This is a genomic window from Comamonas sp. E6, assembly GCF_001010305.1.
GTDB classification, from domain to species: domain Bacteria; phylum Pseudomonadota; class Gammaproteobacteria; order Burkholderiales; family Burkholderiaceae_C; genus Comamonas; species Comamonas thiooxydans.
The window spans coordinates 243,085-265,086 of record NZ_BBXH01000005.1; the positions used below are offsets into that span (position 1 = coordinate 243,085).

Genomic DNA, 22,002 nt, shown 5'->3' on the forward strand with positions numbered 1-22,002 from the left:
GCTGTGTTTCAAACTAACCAGCAAGTGTAGAGCGTGAATCCCAGATTGAAAACGAGGCTGCCGCCACTCTGTTTGATGATGTATCAAGGCAAACCCTGCTGAATATTTGCGCTTGCCTATTTATTTGCGGAAATATTCAAGTTTTGCTGCCATTTTGCGAGGCATGAGGCGCTTCGGTCTTATGCTCGCTTTTTTCTGCACTCATTCATTGCCTCCACCTCATCTGCGCCAATATGCTTGATCGGATTACTGCCTCCCTTCCGTCCCTGGCGCCTGCAGAGCAGCGTGTTGCACGCTTGGTACTGGCCGATCCGCGGGCCTTCGCGCATCTGCCGGTGCGAGAGCTGGCAGTGCGGGCGCATGTCAGCAAACCCACGGTGGTGCGCTTTTGCCGCAGCATGGGTTATGACGGCCTGGCGGACTTCAAGCTCAAGCTCGCGGGCAGCGTCAGCGAAGGCGTGCCCTTCATCCATCGCAGTGTGGACAGCGATGACAAGACCAGCGATGTCATGGTCAAGGTGGTGGACAACGCGGTTGCCGCTTTTCTGCAGTACCGCAATGCGGCCAGCACGGCGGCCATAGAGCAGGCTGCGCAGGCAATTGCAGCGACCTGGCAGACCGGCAAGCGCATCGAGTTTTACGGCGCCGGGAACTCGGGCATCGTGGCGCTGGATGCCCAGCACAAGTTTTTCCGCCTCGGTGTGACCAGTCTGGCCACCAGCGATGGCCATATGCAGGTCATGAGCGCTACCTTGCTGGGGCCGGGGGACTGCGTGGTCATCATCTCGAACTCCGGCCGTACGCGAGATCTGATGGATGCCGCAGATATCGCCCGCAAGAACGGAGCCACCACCATCGCCATCACGGCCAGCGGCTCACCTCTTGCCTCCGCTTGCCAGGTGCATCTGGCTGCCGATCATCCCGAAGGCTACGACCGCTACAGTCCCATGGTCTCGCGGCTGCTGCACCTGCTCATCATTGATGTGCTGGCGACCTGTGTGGCTTTGCGCATCGGGCCGGCACTGCAGCCGGCGCTGGAGCAGATGAAGAACAATCTGCGCGCCAAGCGCTATACCTGAGGGCCAGCAAAGGCGCGGCCTGTGCGCGTCGAGATGGCAAGCAAGAGGACTCTCTTATTGAGAGCTTCTGTCGCCTTTCCATAAATGGTTTCAAGCATGAAACACATTGAAATCATTCTGGGGAAGGCGCTTTAAGCTATCAAAATTAAAAAGCATCCAGATCCCGAAGGCTTGCAGGGTGCGCGCCGGACGAGGGTGATGCATCTGCGGCTTGGGGACTTGGCTTGCCCGGGCAGCAGCTCGGATCGAGCCGCTTACACGGAGGCGACGCCCACGGTCATGCCGCCGCAGACATAGAGCACCTGTCCGGTCACAAAGCCGCTGCGCTCGTCGAGCATGTAAGACACGGCATGGGCCACATCCTCGGGAGTGCCCACCCGCTTGACAGGTACGGAAGCAATGATCTTCTGCGTGCGCGGGGCGTCGGGCGGATTGGCCTTGTCGAACAGCTCGGTGCGTATCGGGCCGGGGCCTATGGCGTTGGCCGTGATGCCCCATTGGCCAAGCTCCAGCGCCCAGACGCGGGTCATGCCGATCAGACCGGCCTTGGTGGCCGCGTAGGCTGTGCGCAAGTCCTTGCCCAGCGCGGCGCGCGAGGACATGTTGACGATGCGCCCGAACCCCGCGTGCTTCATGCCGGGCAGCAGGGCCTGCATGCACTGGAAGGCGCAGCGCAAGTTCAGCGAGACGGCCAGGTCGAACTCGGCCAGGGTCTGCGAGGCGGCGTCGTTGGGTACGACCACGCCGACGTTGTTGATCAGGCGCGTGATGGGGCCGGTTTCCAGAGCCTGGCGCAGGGCGCGGGCCGTGTCCTCGGCATCGCTGAGGTCGGCCTGTATGCCGCCGGGAACGTGATCGACCACGCGGTCGATGATGATGGGCTCGTAGCCGTCGGCGCGGCAGCGCTCGGCAGCGGCGGCGCCGATGCCGGCTCCGCCACCGGTGATCAACACGCGAGGGCGGTCAGTAAGGGAGGCGCTCTGGGAAGACATGGCAATAACTTTCAGACGGAAAACTGGGCGGTTGAGACAGGCGCGGGCCCGGGAGGGCAACAGCAACCGCCGGCATGCGCCGGCAGTGCTGGTTCTGGAGCCAGGGGCGGCCGGGACAGGCCGGCACCTGGGGGGATCAGACGCTGGCGCCGGAGTCCTTGACGACCTTGCCCCACTTCTTGGCTTCGGCGTCGATGAACTTGGCAAAGCCTTCCTGGGTGTCGATCACGACTTCGCCGCCCTGGTCGTTGATCTTCTTGATCACGGCGGGATCCTTGAGCACCTTGGCAATGGCGGCATGCAGCTTTTGCTGGATGTCGGCAGGTGTCTTGACAGGCACGAAGAGACCGAACCAGGAGGTGGCTTCATAGCCGGGCACGCCGGCTTCGGCGACCGTGGGCACATCGGGCAGCTCGGGCGAGCGCTTGGCCGTGGTCACGGCGATGGGGCGCAGCTTGCCCGAGCGCACATGCTGGATGGCCGAGGGCATGTTGTCGAACATGATGGCGATCTGGTTGCCCAGCAGATCGGTGATGGCCGGCGCGCTGCCCTTGTAGGGCACATGCACCATGTCCAGGTAGGTCATGGACTTGAACAGCTCGCCCGACAGATGGATGGAACTGCCCGAGCCCGAGGAGCCGAAATTCAGCTTGCCGGGATTGGCCTTGGCGTAGGCCATCATTTCCTTGACCGTCTTGAAGGGCTGGCTGGGGTGGGCCACCAGCAGATTGGGCACATTGGCGACGCGGGTCAGCGGAGCAAAGTCCTTGACCGGGTCGAAGGGCATCTTCTTGTACAGGGCTTCGTTGATGGCGTGCGTGCCCACCGTCCCCATGAACAGGGTGTAGCCGTCGCCAGCTGCACGGGCTGCGGCCTGGCCGCCGATATTGCCGCCCGCGCCGGGGCGGTTGTCAATGATGATGCTCTGGCCCAGTTCGGTGCTCAGGGCCTGGCCCACCACGCGCGCCAGGATGTCGGTCGTGCCGCCGGCCGAGAAGGGCACGATCATGGTGATGGGCTTGCTGGGATAGGGCGTCTGGGCCATGGAGGGAGCAGCGCCCAGAGCAAACAGGGCGCTTGCTGCCAGGGTTTGCAGGCTGCGGCGGCGAGACAGGGAAAGGGAATTGGACATCTAGGTCTCCGGAAAAAGGCAAGACACCGCCGGCCAGTGGCCGGGGCGCGGGCTGCCGCGGTGGCGTAGCTCCGAAAAGAGCTGCACTCCAGCGGTCGTTGTTTTGGTGTAAGAGGCAGGGGGCGGCAGCAGGCCGGACTTGGCCGGTCCCTGCCGCAGTCGGGATCAGACGCGTTCGAGCACCACGGCGATGCCCTGGCCCACGCCTATGCACATGGTGCACAGCGCATAGCGGCCGCCGAAGGCATGCAGCTGGTTCACGGCCGTGGTGGCCAGGCGGGCGCCCGATGCGCCCAGGGGGTGACCCAGGGCGATGGCGCCGCCCCACTGGTTGACACGGCGGTCGTCGTCGGCAATGCCAAGGTCGCGCAGCACGGCCAGGCCTTGTGCGGCAAAGGCTTCGTTGAGCTCGATGACATCCATCTGCTCAAGAGTCAGTCCTGTCTGGGTCAGCACCTTGCGCACGGCGGGAGCGGGGCCGAAGCCCATGATGCGCGGCGCGACGCCGGCCACGGCCATGCCGACCACACGGGCGCGCGGCACCAGACCATACTGGCTGGCTGCTTCCTCGTTGGCCAGCAGCAGTGCGCAGGCACCGTCGTTGACGCCGCTGGCGTTGCCGGCTGTGACCGTGCCGTCAGGCCGTACCACGCCCTTGAGCCTGGCCAAGGCCTCGATGGTGGTGGCGCGGGGGTGCTCGTCCTGGCTCACGACGATGGGATCGCCCTTTTTCTGGGCGATGGAGACGGGCACGATCTCGCGCGCCAGATGGCCGGCCGCAATGGCGGCCGCGGCCTTTTCCTGGCTGGCCAGGGCCATGCGGTCCTGGGCTTCGCGTTCGATTCCGAAATCATCGGCCACGTTTTCGGCGGTCTCGGGCATGGAGTCCACGCCGTACTGGGCTTTCATCAGCTTGTTGACAAAGCGCCAGCCGATGGTGGTGTCGTAGACGGCATTGTTGCGGCTGAAGGCGGACTCGGCCTTGGGCATGACGAAGGGGGCGCGGCTCATGCTTTCCACGCCGCCGGCGATCATCAGGCGGGCTTCGCCGGACTTGATGGCGCGCGCGGCCGTGCCGACAGCGTCCAGACCCGAGCCGCACAGGCGGTTGATGGTGGCGCCGGGCACATCGATGGGCAGGCCGGCCAGCAGCGCCGACATGCGCGCCACGTTGCGGTTGTCTTCGCCGGCCTGGTTGGCACAGCCATAGAGCACATCGGCCACGGCGGTCCAGTCCACGTCGGGGTTGCGCTGCATCAGCGCCTTGATGGGCAGTGCGCCCAGATCATCGGTGCGCACGCTGGACAGCGCGCCGCCGTAGCGACCGAAGGGGGTGCGGATGGCGTCGCAGATAAAGGCTTGGTTCTGGTTGCTCATGGCATGTCTCCGTTATGAAAATTGAGCTTCTGGTGCAGACGGGATTGGCCTGAAGTTCAGGCCGCGATGGGCAGGCCCACGATGCGTTCGAGTTCGGCGTGCTCCAGGCCTTCGACCTTGTCGATCAGGCGCAGCCCCTCGGGTGTGCATGCCAGGGTGCACAGATCGGTATAGATGCGCTTGACGCAGCCCAGGCCGGTCAGCGGGTAGCTGCACTGGGCCACGACCTTGCTCTCGCCCTTTTTGGTGAGCAGATCCATCATCACCCAGGTCTGCTTGGCGCCAATCGCCAGGTCCATGGCTCCGCCCACGGCGGGAATGGCGCCGGGCTCGCCGGTGCTCCAGTTGGCCAGGTCGCCCGTGGCCGAAACCTGGAAGGCTCCGAGCACGCAGATGTCCAGGTGGCCGCCGCGCATCATGGCGAAGCTGTCGGCGTGGTGGAAATAGCTGCCGCCGGGCAGCAGGGTCACGGGCTGCTTGCCGGCATTGGTCAGGTCGTAGTCTTCGGAGCCGGCCGCCGGTGCCGGGCCCATGCCCAGAATGCCGTTCTCGCTTTGCAGCACGATCTCGCGTCCTGCGGGAATGTGGTTGGCCACCAGGGTGGGCTGGCCTATGCCCAGATTCACATAGGCACCGTCATGAATGTCCTGGGCCACGCGCAGGGCCAGTTCGTCCTTGCTTCGTTTTTGATAGCTCACGCTTGTATCTCCTTGCTGGACCTTGGCTGGCTCAGGCCGCCTTCTTGAAGCCGCCGGCCTGGGTGGCCACGCGCTCGATCTTCACCACCTGGCTCACATAGATGCCCGGGGTGACCACGGATTCGGGGTCAAGCTCGCCGAGCTCCACGATGTCATGCACGGTGGCAACGGTGAACCTGGCGGCCGAAGCCATCACGGGGCCGAAGTTGCGCGCCGACATGCGATAGGTCAGATTGCCCCAGCGGTCGCCTTTTTCGGCCTTGATCAGGGCCACATCGCCATGAATGGGGTGCTCCAGCACATAGTGCTTGCCGTTGATTTCGCGCGTTTCCTTGCCTTTGGCGAGTTCGGTGCCGTAGGCCGTGGGGCAGAAGAAAGCGCCTATGCCCGCAGCAGCGGCGCGCATGCGCTCGGCCAGATTGCCCTGGGCCACCAGCTCGAGCTCGATCTTGCCGCTGCGGTACAGCTCGTCGAAGACCCAGCTGTCCACCTGGCGCGGGAAGCTGCAGATGATCTTGCGCACCTGGCCGGTCTTGAGCAGGGCGGCCAGGCCGGTGTCGCCATTGCCGGCGTTGTTGTTGACCACGGTGAGCTCGCGTGCACCCTGGGCGATCAGGCCGTCGATCAGCTCGCCGGGGATGCCTGAGGTGCCGAAGCCGCCGATGAGCACGGTGGAGCCGTCTTGAATGCCGGACAGGGCCTGAGCGACCGAGTCGGCGATCTTGTTGATCATGGGTGTCTCCAATTTTCTACACAAAGATCTGCGCCATTGGCGCTAAAATGTTCGTATATAGAACATTTGTTCGCTAAAAGAATTGTAGAAAAGGATGATGAAAATGGAGACTGTAAAAACCACATCAGGGAAAACCCCGGTCGAGGGCGAAGCGGTCTCGCTCAAGCCCGGTGACAGCTATGTGCAGTCCTTTGCCAGGGGGCTGGAAGTCATACGTTCGTTCAGCGCCAGGGCGCCTGAGCAGACGCTCAGCGAGGTGGCTGCCGCCACGGGTCTGACGCGTGCCGGTGCAAGGCGCATCCTGCTGACGCTGCAGACGCTGGGCTATGTGCGCAGCGATGGCAAGTACTACGCACTCACGCCGCGCATCCTGGATCTGGGCTTTGCCTATCTGAGCTCCACGCCGCTGTGGAATTTGGCCGAGCCGGCCATGGAGGCGCTGGTGGACGAGGTCAAGGAGTCATGCTCGGCCGCGGTGCTCGAAGGCCTGGACGTGGTCTATGTTCTGCGCGTGCACACGCACAAGATCATGAGTACCAATCTGGGCGTGGGCTCGCGACTGCCTGCCTTCTGGACATCCATGGGCCGGGTGCTGCTGGCGGCGCTGCCCCCCGATGAGCTGCGGGCGCTGATGGCCCGGCGCGAGCAGCGCGCCTTCACGCGACACACGCTGACCGGCGACGACGAGCTGTATGCCGAGATCGCCCGCGTGCGCGAGCAGGGCTGGGCCTTGCTCAATCAGGAGCTGGAGGAGGGCCTGATCTCGATTGCCGCCCCCATACGCAACGCGCGCGGCCAGACGGTGGCGGCGCTCAACATCAGCGGACAGGCCAACCGCACCAGCGAGCAGATGATGCGCGAGCGGTTGCTGCCGCAGTTGCTGGCCGCTACGCGCCACATCAGCCAGTTGCTGAGTGCTTCGGGCCGCATGCATCTGTGATGTCTGGCGCCTGAGGACGCGTCGGCCCTGGCGCGACGCTTCATAATGACCGAAACGCCTTCCCTGTCGCCCCTGTCCAAGTCCGCTCCATGGCCCGTCTTCCCCGTCTCACGCTGGCAAACATGCCGCACCACATCATCCAGCGTGGCAACAACAGCGGCGAGATCTTTGTGGACGCGCAGGATCGCCTGGTCATGCTGGATCTGATGCGCGAGATGGCGCGGCGCTTCGAGGTCGATGTGCATGCCTATGTGCTCATGCCCAATCACTTCCATCTGCTGCTGACGCCCAGGACCGAGCAGGGCGTGCCCCAATTCATGCAGGCCGTGGGGCGCAGCTATGTGCGTTACTTCAACAACCGCCACGGGCGTACCGGTACCTTGTGGGAGGGGCGCTATCGCTGCACCGTGCTGCAGGCCGAGCAATGGCTGATGGCCACCATGGTCTCCATGGATCTCAATCCCGTGCGCGACGGGCTGGTGCAGCGCGCGGTGGACTGGCCCTGGTCCAGCTATGCGCACAACGCAGGTCTGCAAAGCGATGCGCTCATCAGCCCGCACGCGCTTTTCTGGGCCCTGGGCAACACGCCGTTTGCCAGAGATGCGGCATATGTAAGGGCTGTGGAAGCCGGTCTGGATGCCGATACCCAGGCGCAGATCAGCCATGCCGCACTGCGTGGCTGGGCTCTGGGTGAGCCCGATTTCATTGAAAATTTGCAACAAAAAACCGAGCGGCGAGTGAAGCGGCAGAAGGCCGGTAGGCCTGCAGTACGCACAGCTTCGGTGCACGAAGACTAGACGGCTTTTCCAACTCCTTGTTTTTATTGGATTGCTTTGTTCTATTTTTATATGTCCCTAATTAAATGCAAATAAGAAAAGTTGGGAATTAATTAGAATCTGACCCTAATTAAAACTTATTGCATAACTTCATGTCATGTCGTAATCTTGCGTTCCCCGCGATTGATATAAGAGGATTCCCCATGACGACTGCTGCCGAGATCAAGTATCTCCAGGACCACGGTCTGTACTCCAAGAGCAACGAACACGATGCCTGCGGTCTGGGCTTTGTGGCCCATATCAAGGGTCAGAAGCGCCATGACATCGTGCTGGGGGCACTGAAGATCCTCGAAAACATCGACCATCGCGGTGCCGTGGGCGCAGACCCTCTGATGGGTGACGGCGCCGGTATCCTGATCCAGATCCCCGATCAGCTCTACCGCGAGGAAATGGCCAAGCAGGGCGTGGCACTGCCTCCCGCCGGCGAATATGGCGTGGGCATGATCTTCCTGCCCAAGGAACATGCCTCGCGCCTGGCTTGCCAGCAGGAGATGGAGCGCGCCATCAAGGCCGAAGGCCAGGTGCTGCTGGGCTGGCGCGATGTGCCGGTGAACCGCGACATGCCCATGTCGCCCACCGTGCAGGAAAAGGAACCCATCCTGCGCCAGGTCTTCATCGGCCGTGGTGCCGATGTCATCGTGCAGGATGCGCTGGAGCGCAAGCTGTACGTGATCCGCAAGACGGCCTCGGCCGCCATCCAGAACCTGGGCCTCAAGCACAGCAAGGAATACTACGTTCCCAGCATGAGCAGCCGCACCGTGGTCTACAAGGGCCTGCTGCTGGCCGACCAGGTGGGCGTTTACTACCGCGACCTGGCAGACGAGCGCTGCGTCTCGGCCATCGGTCTGGTGCACCAGCGTTTCTCCACCAACACCTTCCCCGAGTGGCCTCTGGCTCACCCCTACCGCTATGTGGCCCACAACGGTGAAATCAACACCGTGCGCGGCAACTACAACTGGATGCTGGCGCGCGAAGGCGTGATGGCCTCTCCCGTGCTGGGCGAAGACCTGCAAAAGCTCTATCCCATCAGCTTTGCCGGCCAGTCCGACACCGCCACCTTCGACAACTGCCTGGAACTGCTGACCATGGCCGGCTACCCCATCAGCCAGGCCGTGATGATGATGATTCCCGAGCCCTGGGAGCAGCACGAAGCCATGGACGAGCGCCGCCGCGCCTTCTATGAATACCACGCTGCGATGATCGAGCCCTGGGACGGCCCCGCCTCCATCGTGTTCACCGATGGCCGCCAGATCGGCGCCACGCTGGACCGCAACGGCCTGCGCCCCTCGCGCTACTGCATCACCGATGACGATATGGTGATCCTGGCTTCCGAAGCCGGCGTGCTGCCCGTGCCCGATAGCAAGATCGTGCGCAAGTGGCGCCTGCAGCCCGGCAAGATGCTGCTGATCGACCTGGAGCAGGGTCGCATGATCGAAGACGAAGAGCTCAAGGCCAACGTCGTCAACACCAAGCCTTACAAGCAGTGGATCGAGAACCTGCGCATCAAGCTCGACGAGGTGGAAATCCCCGCCGACTTCAAGGCTCCCGCTGCCAAGACCGAGCTGTCCTTGCTGGACCGCCAGCAAGCCTTCGGCTTCACGCAGGAAGACATCAAGTTTCTGCTGACCCCGATGGCCGAAAAGGGCGAGGAAGGCATTGGCTCCATGGGCAACGACAGCCCGCTGGCCGTGCTGTCCGACAAGAACAAGCCGCTGTACAACTACTTCCGTCAGATGTTCGCCCAGGTGACGAACCCCCCCATCGACCCGATCCGCGAAGCGATCGTGATGTCGCTGGTGTCGTTCGTGGGCCCCAAGCCCAACCTGCTGGACATCAACCAGGTCAACCCGCCCATGCGCCTGGAGCTGCAGCAGCCCGTGCTCGACTTCGAAGGCATGGCAAGGCTGCGTGATATCGAGAAGCGCACCAACGGCAAGTTCAAGAGCTCGACGATCGACATCACCTACCCGCTGTCCTGGGGCAAGCAGGGCGTGGAAGCCAAGCTGGCCTCGCTGTGCGCCCACGCCGTGGACGAGATCAAGGGCGGTGCCAACATCCTGATCATCAGCGACCGCAACATGAGCGCCACGCAAGTGGCCATCCCCGCGCTGCTGGCGTTGTCCGCCATCCACCAGCATCTGGTGCGTGAAGGCCTGCGCACCACCGCCGGTCTGGTGGTGGAAACCGGCACGGCCCGCGAAGTGCACCACTTCGCCGTGCTGGCCGGCTACGGCGCGGAAGCCGTGCACCCCTATCTGGCGATGGAGACCCTGGTCGACATCTTCAGCCGCGAAGCTGCGCCCATCACTGCCGACAAGGCCATCTATCACTATGTGAAGGCCATCGGCAAAGGGCTGTCCAAGATCATGTCCAAGATGGGCGTGTCCACCTATATGTCCTACTGCGGTGCCCAGCTGTTCGAAGCCGTGGGCCTGAACAGCGAGACCGTGGACAAGTACTTCACGGGCACGGCCAGCCGTGTGGAAGGTATCGGCGTCTTCGAGATCGCCGAGGAAACCATCCGCAACCATGAAGCTGCCTTCAGCGACGACCCCGTGCTCGAAACCATGCTGGATGCCGGCGGCGAGTACGCCTGGCGCGCCCGTGGCGAAGAGCATATGTGGACGCCTGACGTGATTGCCAAGCTGCAGCACTCCACACGTGCCAACAACTTCAGCACCTACAAGGAATACGCCCAACTGATCAACGACCAGACCAAGCGCCACATGACGCTGCGCGGCCTGTTCGAGTTCAAGTTCGATCCCGCCAAGGCGATTCCAGTGGACCAGGTCGAGTCGGCCAAGGAAATCGTGAAGCGCTTTGCCACGGGTGCCATGTCGCTGGGCTCCATCTCCACCGAAGCCCATGCCACGCTGGCCGTGGCCATGAACCGCATCGGCGGCAAGAGCAACACCGGCGAAGGCGGCGAGGATCCCAAGCGCTATCGCAACGAGTTGAAGGGCATCCCCATCAGCAAGGGCGAAACCCTGGCTTCAATCATCGGCAAGGACAAGGTCGAGTCCGATATCGAACTGCAGGCCGGCGACTCGCTGCGCTCCAAGATCAAGCAGGTCGCGTCCGGTCGTTTCGGCGTGACTGCCGAGTATCTGGCCTCTTCGGACCAGATCCAGATCAAGATGGCTCAGGGCGCCAAGCCTGGTGAAGGCGGTCAGCTGCCCGGCGGCAAGGTCTCCGACTACATCGGTGCACTGCGTCACTCGGTGCCCGGTGTGGGCCTGATCTCGCCTCCTCCCCACCACGACATCTACTCGATCGAAGACCTGGCGCAGCTGATCCACGATCTGAAGAACGTGGCTCCGCACGCCAGCATCAGCACCAAGCTGGTGTCCGAAGTCGGTGTGGGCACGATTGCCGCAGGCGTGACCAAGTGCAAGAGCGATCACCTGGTGATCGCAGGGCACGACGGCGGCACCGGCGCCTCGCCCTGGTCCTCCATCAAGCATGCGGGCGGCCCCTGGGAAATCGGCCTGGCCGAGACCCAGCAGACCCTGGTGCTGAACCGTCTGCGCGGCCGTGTGCGTGTGCAGGCCGACGGCCAGATGAAGACCGGCCGCGACGTGATCATCGGCGCTCTGCTGGGTGCCGACGAGTTCGGCTTTGCCACGGCTCCGCTGGTGGTGGAAGGCTGCATCATGATGCGCAAGTGCCACCTCAACACCTGCCCCGTGGGCGTGGCCACGCAAGATCCCGTGCTGCGTGCCAAGTTCACCGGCAAGCCCGAGCATGTGGTGAACTATTTCTTCTTCATCGCCGAAGAAGTGCGCCAGATCATGGCCCAGCTGGGTATCGCCAAGTTCGACGACCTGATCGGCCGCTCCGATCTGCTCGACACCCGCAAGGGCATCGAGCACTGGAAGGCTCAGGGTCTGGACTTCAGCCGTCTGTTCGCCCAGCCCGAAGTGCCTGCCGACGTGGCCCGCTATCACGTGGAAAGCCAGGATCACCTGCTGGACAAGGCGCTGGACGTCAAACTCATCGAGCGCTGCAAGCCCGCCATCGAAAACGGCGAGAAGGTGCGCATCATGGAAGTGGCGCGCAACGTAAACCGCTCCGTCGGTGCCATGCTCTCGGGCGCGGTGACCAAGCATCACGCCGAAGGCCTGCCAGACGACACCATCCGCATCCACTTCGAAGGTACGGGCGGCCAGTCCTTCGGTGCCTTCCTGTGCAACGGCATCACGCTGAACCTCAGCGGCGAAGCCAACGACTACACCGGCAAGGGCCTGTCGGGCGGCCGTGTGGTGGTGCATCCCAGCCATGAGTTCCGTGGCTCGACCACTACCAACACCATCGTGGGCAACACCGTGATGTTCGGCGCCACCAGCGGTGAAGCCTTCTTCAGCGGCGTGGCCGGCGAGCGCTTTGCCGTGCGTCTGTCCGGCGCCACGGCGGTGGTCGAAGGCGTGGGTGACCACGGCTGCGAATACATGACCGGCGGTACCGTGGTCGTGCTGGGCAAGACCGGCCGCAACTTCGCGGCCGGCATGAGCGGCGGCGTGGCCTATGTCTACGACGAGGACGGCAAGTTTGCCGAGCGTTGCAACACCGCTTCGGTGAAGCTGGAGAAGGTGCTGCCGCACGACGAGTTTGTCTCGCGTGTCGATCCCGGCATCTGGCACCGCGGCCAAAGCGACGATCAGCAGCTGCGCAACATGGTGGAGGCTCACAGCCGCTGGACGGGTTCCAAGCGTGCCCGTGATCTGCTGGACAACTGGGCCGCAGCGCGTGCCAAGTTTGTCAAGGTGTTCCCGACCGAGTACCAGCGTGCACTCGGCGAGATCTTTGAACGCAAACAGAAGGAAAAGCAAGCTGCGAAAGCGCCAGCAGCTCCTCAGAAAGAAGCAGTAGCCGCCAAGTAAACACGGCTCCAAGCGGTGGCGGCCAGGCGGCCACCGCACTGCAAGCGAACACAGATTTCAAGGATTAAAGATCATGGGAAAGACCACCGGCTTCATGGAATACGAGCGCATCGAAGAGGGCTATGCCCCCGTTGCGGAACGTCTCAAGCACTACAAGGAATTCGTCATCGGCCTGACGACCGATCAGGCCAAGGTGCAGGCTGCACGCTGCATGGACTGCGGCACGCCGTTCTGCAACAACGGCTGCCCGGTCAACAACATCATTCCGGACTTCAACGACCTCGTGTATCAGGGTGACTGGAAGAACGCCATCACCACGCTGCACAGCACCAACAACTTCCCCGAGTTCACGGGCCGCATCTGCCCCGCACCCTGCGAAGCTGCCTGTGTGGCCAATATCAACGGCGACGCCATCGGCATCAAGTCCATCGAGCACTCCATCATCGACCGTGCCTGGAGCGAAGGCTGGGTCAAGCCCCTGCTGCCCAAGCACAAGACCGGCAAGAAGGTGGCCGTGGTCGGTGCCGGCCCTGCAGGCATGGCAGCGGCCCAGCAACTGGTGCGCGCCGGCCACGACGTGACCCTGTTCGAGAAGAACGACCGCGTGGGCGGCCTGCTGCGCTACGGCATTCCCGACTTCAAGCTGGACAAGGGCCTGATCGACCGCCGTGTCGAGCAGATGGTGGCCGAAGGCCTGAAGATCCGCACCGGCGTGCTGATTGCCGGCAAGGACGGTCTGGGCAAGGATTCCAAGGTCACCAACTGGGCCAAGGAAACCATCAGCCCCGAGCAGCTCAATGCCGAGTTCGACGCCGTGCTGCTGACCGGCGGCTCCGAGCAGTCGCGTGATCTGCCCGTGCCCGGCCGCGATCTCGAAGGCGTGCACTTCGCGATGGAGTTCCTGCCCCAGCAGAACAAGGTCAACGCGGGCGACAAGCTCAAGGGCCAGATCCGTGCTGACGGCAAGCATGTCATCGTCATCGGCGGTGGCGATACCGGCTCCGACTGCGTGGGCACCTCCAACCGCCATGGCGCCAAGAGCGTGACCCAGTTCGAGGTCATGCCCATGCCGCCCGAGCAGGAGAACAAGCCCCTGGTCTGGCCTTACTGGCCGATCAAGCTGCGTACCTCGTCCAGCCACGACGAAGGCGTGGTCCGCGAGTTCGCCATCTCCACCAAGGAGTTCGGCGGCGAAAAGGGCAAGGTCAAGAGCCTGACCACCGTCCAGGTCGAGTTCAAGGATGGCAAGCTGAGCGAAGTGCCCGGCACGGAAAAGGTCTGGCCTGCGGATCTGGTGCTGCTGGCCATGGGCTTTGTGAACCCTGTCGCCACCGTGCTCGAAGCCTTTGGCGTCGACAAGGATGCACGCGGCAACGCCAAGGCCAGCACCGATTTCATCGGCGGCTATGCCACCAGCGTGCCCAAGGTGTTCGCTGCCGGCGACATCCGCCGTGGCCAGTCGCTGGTCGTGTGGGCGATTCGTGAAGGCCGCCAGGCCGCACGTGCCGTGGACGAGTTCCTGATGGGCGCCAGCGAACTGCCGCGCTGAGCCAAGGCCTTGCGAGCCAAGGCATATTCAAGATTTTCACAGGCGCCCACCGGGGCGCCTTTTTTTATGGCCTCAATCGACTAGTAGCTGAATTGATAGCTGCATGCGATTTATGAATAACGATTTCGGATTGGTTTGTGGCTGATAACTAGGAAGAGCGTGTGCAAGCTGCTATCAGAACGCTTTATCTGAGCCATAGCAGCTGGGGGATGGCATCGGCGCCGCACCAGAGCACGGCGTTCTGCTCCCATTGCTCGCCCCAGGCGCGGGCCGTGGGGGCGTCCATGCCCCATATCAGCACGCTGGCTTCGCCGGGCCACAGGCCTTGCGGATCCAGACCCTGGCCTTCGGAAAATATCCAGGCGCCGACGCGCAGCGTCTGGCGCAGCTGCTGCATGCGCCTGGCGTTGTCCGCATCGGACAGCAACTGCCCCCGAGGATTGCAGGCCGTGAGAAAGCTTGCGCAGTCCACCTGGTGTGCGCTGTAGTGCGTGAGCAGCAGGGGCTGGAGTCTGTCGACTTGCAGCCGCCAGTCCAGCCCGCTTTGATCATGCACGCGATATTCGGCGCGACGGTAAGCCTGCTGCAATGAAGAGGGAAGCTGCGTGTCCTGCATGCCCGTCAGATTCAGGGTGTGGCGGCCGAGCTTTGTCGGCGCCAGGTGTCCGCGCACATGCGTTCCACATCAAGCTCTGCCTTCCAGTCCGGCAATTGCCCGGCCGGCGAAAGATCGATCTCGTATTGCGCCGCATCGCTGTGGTTCTGGTTCATGGTCAGTCGTCCGGAGATTCGGCCCAGATGGTGCTGTGCCACAGTGTCCCCCACATTGGCTTCATCCGCTGGACAGCAGCCGGGACGCCGATTCGCGCACGGCCCTGGCGCGCGGTGCAGTGATCCGGGGAGCCTTGCTTGCACCCCTTTCTGACCAGTCAAGCCGAGCGAATTTCCTCCGCGCTTCGTTTGGGTCATTGGGGGTCATTGGGTTTGAGTATTTTCGGGGTTTTTAGTAGGTATTTGGCAGCGTACCTACACAGAATATTCGTGAGTCAGTCTATATATTTAAAAGTTAATAACAATTCAAAAATGCATATTAATTTATGATAACTATCAATTAACGTGTAAACCAACAACATGAGGGCCTGGTCGTGAATGCTTTTCTGCGAAGTTGCGTGTTCTGCTGCGCCTTGTTGTACGGTTGGAGCAGCCAGGCTGCGGAGCCGTCGGTTGCCATCTACTATGGAGCCAAGGCTTCGCTGAGCGAACTCGGTCTTTACGACATTGCCGTTGTAGAGCCCGACCATGGCTACGACCCGCAGCGTTTGCGCGACCAGGCGCCCGGCAGCGAACTCTATGCCTATGCCTCGGTAGCTGAAGTACTGCCGGAGCGGGCCTACTTCAAGAAGCTGCCGGCCGCATGGCAGATGGCGCGCAATGGAGCCTGGCGTTCCATCGTGATCGACCAGACCCCGGCGCAGTGGCCGGAGTTCTTTGCTCAGCAAGTGATTGCACCGCTCTGGGAAAAGGGCTACAGAGGTTTTTTCCTGGATACCCTGGACTCCTACCGCCTGGCCGCACACTTCGATGAAGCGGCGCAGCAGGATGGCCTGGTCCGCGTCATCGACACCTTGCACAGCCGCTTTCCCGGCATCAAGCTGATACTGAACCGCGGCTTCGAGATCGTGCCGCGAGTGCGCGACAAGATTCAGATGGTGGCGGCCGAGTCGTTGTATCGCGGCTGGGATGCCAATCTCAAGCGCTATGTGGAAGTTCCTGCCAAGGACCGCGACTGGCTTCTGCAGCAGCTGCAAACCATACGGGAGCGCGACAAGCTGCCGGTGCTGGCCATTGACTATGTGGCGCCGCATGACCGCGACACTACACGGGCCACCGCACAGCGCATTGCGCAGCTGGGCATCATTGCCTGGGTGAGCGATGCCGGTCTGCAGACCCTGGGCATGGGGCGGGTCGAGGCCGTGGCGCGTCGGATACTGGTGCTCTACAACGGAGCCGACGATCCCGCGCTCGATTACGCATCGGCCCATCGCTTCCTCGAGATGCCCATCAACTACATGGGCTATGTGGTCGACTATGCCGATGTGCGCTCGGCACTGCCCACTGACGTGGGACGGGATCGCTACGCAGGTGTGGTGAGCTGGTTCGGCGGGGCCATTCCCGACACGCGCTTCAAGGATGTGCGCAGCTGGATGGTGCGCCAGGTCCAGCAGGGTATGCCGCTGCTGATGATGGAGGCGCCCGGCGTGCCCCTGGATCGTACGCTTGCGAGCACGCTGGGCGTGCGCGCCATGGAGACCGTTCCGGCCTTTCCGCTGAAAAAGGCCGAGCAGGCGGCTGCCATGGGGTTCGAGACCGAGCCCGGGCTGCCGGCCCACGACTACACGGGCTGGCTGCTGACGCCGCAGCTGCAGCAGCAAAGCCGGCAACTGCTGTCCTTTGACGATGCCAAGGGCCGACGCTTCGTCTCTGCCGCCATCACGCCCTGGGGCGGTTTTGTGATGACGCCTTATGTGCTGACGGACGTGCCGGGCACCGAGCAGTCGCGCTGGGTGGTCGATCCTTTCGCGCTGCTCAAGCAGGCATTGCGGCTTGAAGACATTCCCGTCCCCGATGTGACCACCGAGAACGGCCGCCGTCTGCTGCTGGCCCATGTGGATGGAGACGGATTCCCATCCAAGGCCGAAGCGCCCGGTGCACCCTTTGCCGGAGAGATGCTGCGCCGCGAGATCCTCGAGCGCTACCGTATTCCCCACACGGTGTCCGTGATCGAGGCCGAGGTTTCGCCCAAGGGCCTGTATCCGCAATGGGCAGATCAGCTCGAGGGCATTGCCAAACGCATCTTTGCCATGCCGCATGTGGAGATCGCCAGCCACTCCTATTCCCACCCCTATCTCTGGGACCGCTCCGTAAGCCATGGACTGTTTGCCGAAAGCAAGGAGGCCAGCCTGAACCTCAGCATTCCCGGCTATGAAATGGATCTGCGCCGGGAGATTGTGGGTTCGGTCGACTACATCAGCCAGCGCTTGGCTCCCGCAGGCAAGCCGGTCCAGGTGTTCCTGTGGACCGGCGATACGGCACCCGGCGCCGATGCGCTGGCCATCTCCGATGCCGCAGGCCTGCTGAACATGAATGGCGGGGATACCTCGATCATGCGCAGCAATCCGTCCATCACCGAGGTCAAGAGCTGGGGCATACACAAGGGCGGGCATCTGCAGATCTATGCACCGGTCACCAACGAGAACATCTACACCAATCTGTGGCATGGCCCGTTCTACGGCTTCGAACGCGTTATCGAGACCTTTGAGATGACTGATGCGCCGCGACGCTTCAAGGCGGTGGACATCTATTACCACTCCTATTCGGCCAGCAAGCAGGCCAGCCTCAAGGCCTTGCACAAGGCCTATCAATGGGCGCTGAGCCGCAAGCTGCACCCGGTCTACGGCTCGGAATACATACGCAAGGTAGAGGATTTCTACCAGTTTGCGATCGGCCGGGACGGCGAGGGCTGGCGCCTGCGCGGCCCCGGGCGATTGCGTACGCTGCGCCTGCCGCCGGGCCTGGGCACTCCTGTGATGGCCGAAAGCACGGGCGTTGCCGGCTATGCGCCGGGAGTGGACGGCAGCTATCTGCACCTGACCGACGGCGTAGCTCGGATGGTGGTGCGTACAGGGGCCGCACCGACCGCCTCCACCCCCTATCTGGTGGATGCCAATGCTCGCCTCAAGGACTGGCAGACCCAGGCCGACGGCAGTCTGCGCTTCACGCTGGAAGGTCATGTGCCGCTGGAGCTGCGCATGTATCTGCCGCCTGGCTGCTCGCTGAGCGCTGCCGCTGCCAGTTCCTCCATCAGCGCGGTTCCCGCTGCGGACCGCTCCTCCATCCGCTCCTTCAGAAGTGCCAGCCACAGTGCCCAACTCCAAGCGCAATGCCGTGCGCTCTGAGCGCCCGACCACGGTTCCTCACTGGCTGATTGCACTGCTGGCAGTGCTGATCGGAGGAGCCTTGTGGATGTTGTTCCCCAAGCAGGCGCTGGAGCGTCGGCTTGCCGATTCGGCGGACGATTCCGAGCTTTCGCTCAACTACCTGAGCAATCTGCTCAAGAGCGACCCGGGAAATGAACGTCTGCAGAGCCTGCTCAAGGTCAAGCAACAGCGGCTCGAGGCCATGCGACAGGCCCAGGAAGAGGCGCGCAGGCAGGCTCTGCCCAGCGCCGCGGCTCAGGCCTGGGATCGTTGGCAGACGCTGTACCAGCGCTATCTGGAAACCAAGCAGCGGGGCCATGGATCAGATGGTCAGGTCAGGCAGCTGGCACCCGCGGTGATGCAGGCGCTCAAGGCCGTGCCGCGCGACGATCTGAGCCAGGAGCAAAGCCTTTATCTGGCATCCTCGGCGCTGGTGCTGAACGATGAGTCACAGGCCCTGGAAATCTATGAGGAGCTGGCCCGTAAACAGGTGTCTCCTGAGCGCAAGGCGCGCGTGTACGAGGCCGCTGCACGTCAGACGCTGGGGTTGTCCATGTACGAGCAGTCCTCCCTGCTGTGGCGCGAGGCCAGCGCGGCGGCGCCGGAGGTGCAGCAGTCGCGCGAGTATATGTGGCAGGCCTTGCAGGTGCTGCAGGCCGGCAACCGTGCCCAGCAAGCACTGGTGCTGGCGCGCGAGCAGGAGGAGCTGCTGGGCAGCGATCCCGAGACGCTGCGCCGGCTGATAGGCCTGGCGCGTGCGGCCGGCGCTTCGGCCGAGGCCGAGCGCTATGCCAAGCAACTGCTCAAGTTGTCGCTGCAGCAGCAATGGCTGAACATGCGGGCCGTGGCTGATAGGGGCGGCGGGGCCGACGATGGTGCCTGGGCGCTGCATCCCGTGCTCTGGAAGGCTCCGGGTTGGACGCTGCGGCACACTGCCGCACCGGCTAGGAAAGAGGCTCCGGGACTTCCGTTCGACGACAAAACCTATGAGCTGGGCTACCAGGTATTCCTCGAGAACCGCAATCTCGAGGATGCCTGGCGTGTGGCCGCAGCTGCCGTGCACCAGGCTCCGGGGAATATGGTTTGGCGCGAGCGTCTGGCCCAGGTGGCGGAGTGGAGCGGGCGCCAGCAGGTGGCCCTGGACAACTGGCTGGCCATTGCCCAGGCCACGCAGCGTGAGGTTGCCTGGCAGTCTGTGATGCGACTGGCGCCGGGCTTGTTCGACGATCGCGCGCTGGTGGAAGGCATCAAGCACGAACTGGGTCGACGTCCTGGCGATGCGGCACTGCAGCAGGCGCTGGTACAGGCCTATGAGCGCCAGGCCGAGCCGCAGCCGGCGATCGACTATCTGCAAGCCCATGGGAACACGCCGCAGGCGCAGATTCTGCTGGCCCAGTTGGCCGAGCGTGCCGGCCAACCCGTGGTGGCGCTCAATGCCTGGAAACGCCTGCTCCGCGATCCGGCGCAGCGCGTTCCGGCCCATGTCATGCCGGCCGCGGTGCTGGCATTTCTGCAAGGTGAGCGCGCGCTTGGCCTGAGTTGGCTGGATGATGCCCAGGCACGGGTGCCGGCCGATATGGGAGCTGAAGCCGAGGCCGAATACTGGCGACTGCTGGGCGAGGTGGCGCAGAAACAGCAGCAGGAGGCCCTGGCACTGGGCGCTTTCAGGCGTTTGCTGGAAATGCAGGATGCCAAGGCGCGCGATTTCGACGAGGTCATCAATCTGCTGATTCGCAGCGATCGCGGTGAGGCGGCTCGGGTGTCGCTGCGCGCATGGCATCAGTTCCACGATCCGCGCCATTTGTCCCAGGCGCTCTATATGCTGGAAGATCTGAACGAGTGGAGCCATGCGGGTCAGCAGATCGATCGCGCCTTGGCCGACACCAAGACGGCCGGTTTGCTGCTTCAGCAGCCGGCTTTTCTGCACGCCGCAGCGCTTTACTACCAGCATGTTGGACAGGCAAGAAAAGCCCTGGAGCTGCTGCAAAAAGGCCTGGCCCTGGATGGGGGCTCGACCCTGATGCGTCAGTCACTGCTGTGGCTGCTGATAGATACGCAGAATGCCGCGCTGCTCGCGCCGATGCTGGCGCAGGCCGAGCCGGCCTGGGCTCAGGATCCGGAGATGCACGATGCGCTGGCGGCTGCCTATATGGCTCTGTCCCGCCCGGCTGTGGCCCTGCAGCGCTATCTGCGCCCCCATCTGCAGGAGAACGGCGACGACTTCCTCTGGATGATGAACTACGCCGATGCGCTCGAGCAAAACCAGCAGGTGGATCTGGCCTGGCGGCTGCGGCGCGAGCTGTGGGTCAGGCAGGCACTCCAGACGCGGGATGTCGGGTTGGCCGATACTTCAGCAGGCCGAGCCTCGGGTGGCAAGCTGCGTCGCTGGCTGAGCCCCGAAGACCTGGACAAGGTGCAGAGTCAGGCCCGCAACCGGTTGATGCTCTCACAAGTGCACGGCGATGACGAGCTGGTCCTGCTGCGTGAGCTCATGCGCATGGACCGCGATACGGGCCGGGAGCTTTCCCCGGCGGCCGTGGAGCTGGCCATTGCCTGGCTGCAGGACAAGGGAGAATATTCGACCGAGCGGGGCTATCTGTGGCAGCAGTACGCCTTCAGCCGCAGCAAGCGGGCGAACCGGCCACTTTGGGCCGAGATCACCGTGGCACTGGCCGAAAAGGATCATGCCCAGGTCGGCCAGTTGCTGGAGCAATACGATGCCAGCCTGTCGCGCTACGACCGCATCAATGCGGCGACCCTGACGGGCGACGGCAGGCTGGCGCAGTCTGCCGCCTTCGAGACCCAGCACGACCAGCCCGACGACGACAGCCTGCATCTGGCTCTTACCGAGCAACTGCTGGCCTTCAGCGACCATGCAGGCCTGCAGTTGCATAGCCGGCGGCTGGATGGCATAGACGAGCGGGCACGGCGCCTGAGTTGGCATCTGGCGTTAAGTCCGCGCTGGGCGCTGGACATCGATGCCGATCACACGCGCCGCAGCGTGAACGGCCGCGGCTTTGTACAGGCGCCATCGTCCGAACATGGCCTGGGCCTGCGTCTGACGCGCAAAACTCAGGGTTCCAGCAGCGAGTTCATGCTGGGCCAGCGCCAGGGAATGAGCAGCTATGTGCCCATGCAGTTTTCGCACACCCAGATCCTGGACAGCCGCCTGAGCCTTCAGGCTGCGCTGGGCCGCGACCTGCCGACGCAGGAAACGCTGCCCATGCGCATGGGGGGCATGAAGGATCGCGTGGCCGTGGGTGCAATTTACAGGCTGTCGCGGCTGGATCAGCTCAGCTTGGAGTATGCCCATGAGCGTTTCCATGTGCAGACCGGTGCGCGCGTGGGCCTGGGCAACCAGACCACGCTGCAATACACCCATAGCTATCGCGGCGAGGCACCCCTGGTCCAGTTCGACGCCTTCACCTCCTGGCATCGCTACAGCCGCAACAGCCCCGGGGGACTGAGCGGCCGGGATGCGGCGGTGCTGCGCTATCTGCCGTCGGGAAGCGAGGCTGGCATGGACTATCTGCTGCCCGGCAATTTCCGTTTTTCGGGGCTGCGGATCTCGGCCAATATGCCTTATGCACAGGAGTACTCGCGCGCACTGCGGCCGTTTGCCAGCCTGGCCCTGACCCGCCACAGCATCAACGGCACGGGCTACGACCTGAGCTTCGGTCTGGCCACCAGTGTGCTGGGGGCGGATCACCTGATGCTGGGACTGAATTTCTCCAAGTCGGGTGTGAATACCACGGGCACCACCCGCGAGCTGCAGCTCGCCTACCGCCTCCATTTCTGAAGATTTCAAG

Annotated in this window: 14 protein-coding genes; 7 read left to right on the top strand and 7 right to left on the bottom strand. The window is 63.3% G+C overall.

Translation table 11 applies throughout. The features are described 5' to 3' along the window. Positions 1-233 precede the first annotated feature (233 nt). Entirely contained in the window at positions 234-1,079 is an 846-nt protein-coding gene (locus CSE6_RS02140; RefSeq protein WP_003058703.1) for an SIS domain-containing protein, read from the top strand. A gap of 254 nt (positions 1,080-1,333) precedes the next feature. Here the strand turns inward: CSE6_RS02140 and CSE6_RS02145 are convergent, their stop codons facing one another. From CSE6_RS02145 to CSE6_RS02165, 5 genes are all read right to left on the bottom strand, one after another. Further along, positions 1,334-2,071, bottom strand: coding sequence for an SDR family oxidoreductase (locus tag CSE6_RS02145; protein WP_059439795.1), 738 nt, complete (start codon positions 2,069-2,071; stop codon positions 1,334-1,336). Between the two features lie 136 nt (positions 2,072-2,207). Next, the gene (locus tag CSE6_RS02150) at positions 2,208-3,203 is read right to left on the bottom strand and encodes a tripartite tricarboxylate transporter substrate binding protein (protein ID WP_059439796.1); all 996 of its coding nucleotides are present in this window, start codon (positions 3,201-3,203) and stop codon (positions 2,208-2,210) included. 165 nt (positions 3,204-3,368) lie between these two features. Further along, on the bottom strand, positions 3,369-4,580 hold the full coding sequence (pcaF, locus tag CSE6_RS02155) for a 3-oxoadipyl-CoA thiolase (protein ID WP_034357429.1): 1,212 nt from the start codon (positions 4,578-4,580) through the stop codon (positions 3,369-3,371). A 56-nt stretch (positions 4,581-4,636) separates the two neighbouring features. Then, positions 4,637-5,278, bottom strand: a complete 642-nt coding sequence (locus CSE6_RS02160; protein ID WP_003058693.1) for a 3-oxoacid CoA-transferase subunit B — start codon at positions 5,276-5,278, stop codon at positions 4,637-4,639. Positions 5,279-5,309: 31 nt separating this feature from the next. Next, positions 5,310-6,011, bottom strand: coding sequence for a 3-oxoacid CoA-transferase subunit A (locus CSE6_RS02165; protein WP_059439797.1), 702 nt, complete (start codon positions 6,009-6,011; stop codon positions 5,310-5,312). Between the two features lie 103 nt (positions 6,012-6,114). On the opposite strand from CSE6_RS02165, the gene CSE6_RS02170 reads away from it, so the two are divergent. The 4 genes from CSE6_RS02170 to CSE6_RS02185 all read left to right on the top strand — a co-directional run bounded on the left by CSE6_RS02170 (position 6,115) and on the right by CSE6_RS02185 (position 14,216). Next, positions 6,115-6,951: an IclR family transcriptional regulator gene (locus CSE6_RS02170; protein WP_034357435.1), complete on the top strand. Its 837-nt coding sequence runs from the start codon at positions 6,115-6,117 to the stop codon at positions 6,949-6,951. 89 nt (positions 6,952-7,040) lie between these two features. Next, on the top strand, positions 7,041-7,748 hold the full coding sequence (locus tag CSE6_RS02175) for a transposase (protein ID WP_034357436.1): 708 nt from the start codon (positions 7,041-7,043) through the stop codon (positions 7,746-7,748). A 182-nt stretch (positions 7,749-7,930) separates the two neighbouring features. After that, positions 7,931-12,667 (top strand): glutamate synthase-related protein, encoded by a 4,737-nt coding sequence (locus CSE6_RS02180; RefSeq protein ID WP_003074103.1) that lies wholly within the window; start codon positions 7,931-7,933, stop codon positions 12,665-12,667. A gap of 73 nt (positions 12,668-12,740) precedes the next feature. Next, the gene (locus tag CSE6_RS02185) at positions 12,741-14,216 is read left to right on the top strand and encodes a glutamate synthase subunit beta (protein ID WP_012837053.1); all 1,476 of its coding nucleotides are present in this window, start codon (positions 12,741-12,743) and stop codon (positions 14,214-14,216) included. Positions 14,217-14,400: 184 nt separating this feature from the next. On the opposite strand, the gene CSE6_RS02190 is transcribed toward CSE6_RS02185, so the two are convergent. Then, entirely contained in the window at positions 14,401-14,889 is a 489-nt protein-coding gene (locus CSE6_RS02190) for a DUF3293 domain-containing protein (RefSeq protein WP_238585628.1), read from the bottom strand. Then, complete coding sequence (locus CSE6_RS25985) at positions 14,844-14,987, bottom strand: hypothetical protein (protein WP_193751087.1); 144 nt, start codon at positions 14,985-14,987, stop codon at positions 14,844-14,846. Before CSE6_RS25985 ends, CSE6_RS02190 begins: the two co-directional genes overlap by 46 nt. Before the next feature lie 374 nt (positions 14,988-15,361). Here CSE6_RS25985 and CSE6_RS02195 point away from each other — a divergent pair, with 374 nt between their 5' ends. Both CSE6_RS02195 and CSE6_RS02200 read left to right on the top strand, forming a co-directional pair. Further along, a complete protein-coding gene (locus CSE6_RS02195) occupies positions 15,362-18,172 on the top strand; it encodes a bifunctional glycoside hydrolase 114/ polysaccharide deacetylase family protein (RefSeq protein WP_059439800.1) in 2,811 nt (936 codons plus the stop codon). Beyond that, complete coding sequence (locus CSE6_RS02200; RefSeq protein WP_059439801.1) at positions 18,138-21,992, top strand: tetratricopeptide repeat protein; 3,855 nt, start codon at positions 18,138-18,140, stop codon at positions 21,990-21,992. Before CSE6_RS02195 ends, CSE6_RS02200 begins: the two co-directional genes overlap by 35 nt. The last annotated feature ends 10 nt before the right edge of the window (positions 21,993-22,002 follow it).

Excerpts from the sequence above, each read along its gene's own strand:
- CSE6_RS02165 (WP_059439797.1), bottom strand. The coding sequence starts at position 6,011 with ATGATCAACAAGATCGCCGACTCGGTCGCTCAGGCCCTGTCCGGCATT.
- CSE6_RS02185 (WP_012837053.1), top strand. The coding sequence starts at position 12,741 with ATGGGAAAGACCACCGGCTTCATGGAATACGAGCGCATCGAAGAGGGC.
- pcaF (WP_034357429.1), bottom strand. The coding sequence starts at position 4,580 with ATGAGCAACCAGAACCAAGCCTTTATCTGCGACGCCATCCGCACCCCC.
- CSE6_RS02140 (WP_003058703.1), top strand. The coding sequence starts at position 234 with ATGCTTGATCGGATTACTGCCTCCCTTCCGTCCCTGGCGCCTGCAGAG.
- CSE6_RS02180 (WP_003074103.1), top strand. The coding sequence starts at position 7,931 with ATGACGACTGCTGCCGAGATCAAGTATCTCCAGGACCACGGTCTGTAC.
- CSE6_RS02150 (WP_059439796.1), bottom strand. The coding sequence starts at position 3,203 with ATGTCCAATTCCCTTTCCCTGTCTCGCCGCCGCAGCCTGCAAACCCTG.
- CSE6_RS02175 (WP_034357436.1), top strand. The coding sequence starts at position 7,041 with ATGGCCCGTCTTCCCCGTCTCACGCTGGCAAACATGCCGCACCACATC.
- CSE6_RS02170 (WP_034357435.1), top strand. The coding sequence starts at position 6,115 with ATGGAGACTGTAAAAACCACATCAGGGAAAACCCCGGTCGAGGGCGAA.
- CSE6_RS25985 (WP_193751087.1), bottom strand. The coding sequence starts at position 14,987 with ATGAACCAGAACCACAGCGATGCGGCGCAATACGAGATCGATCTTTCG.
- CSE6_RS02145 (WP_059439795.1), bottom strand. The coding sequence starts at position 2,071 with ATGTCTTCCCAGAGCGCCTCCCTTACTGACCGCCCTCGCGTGTTGATC.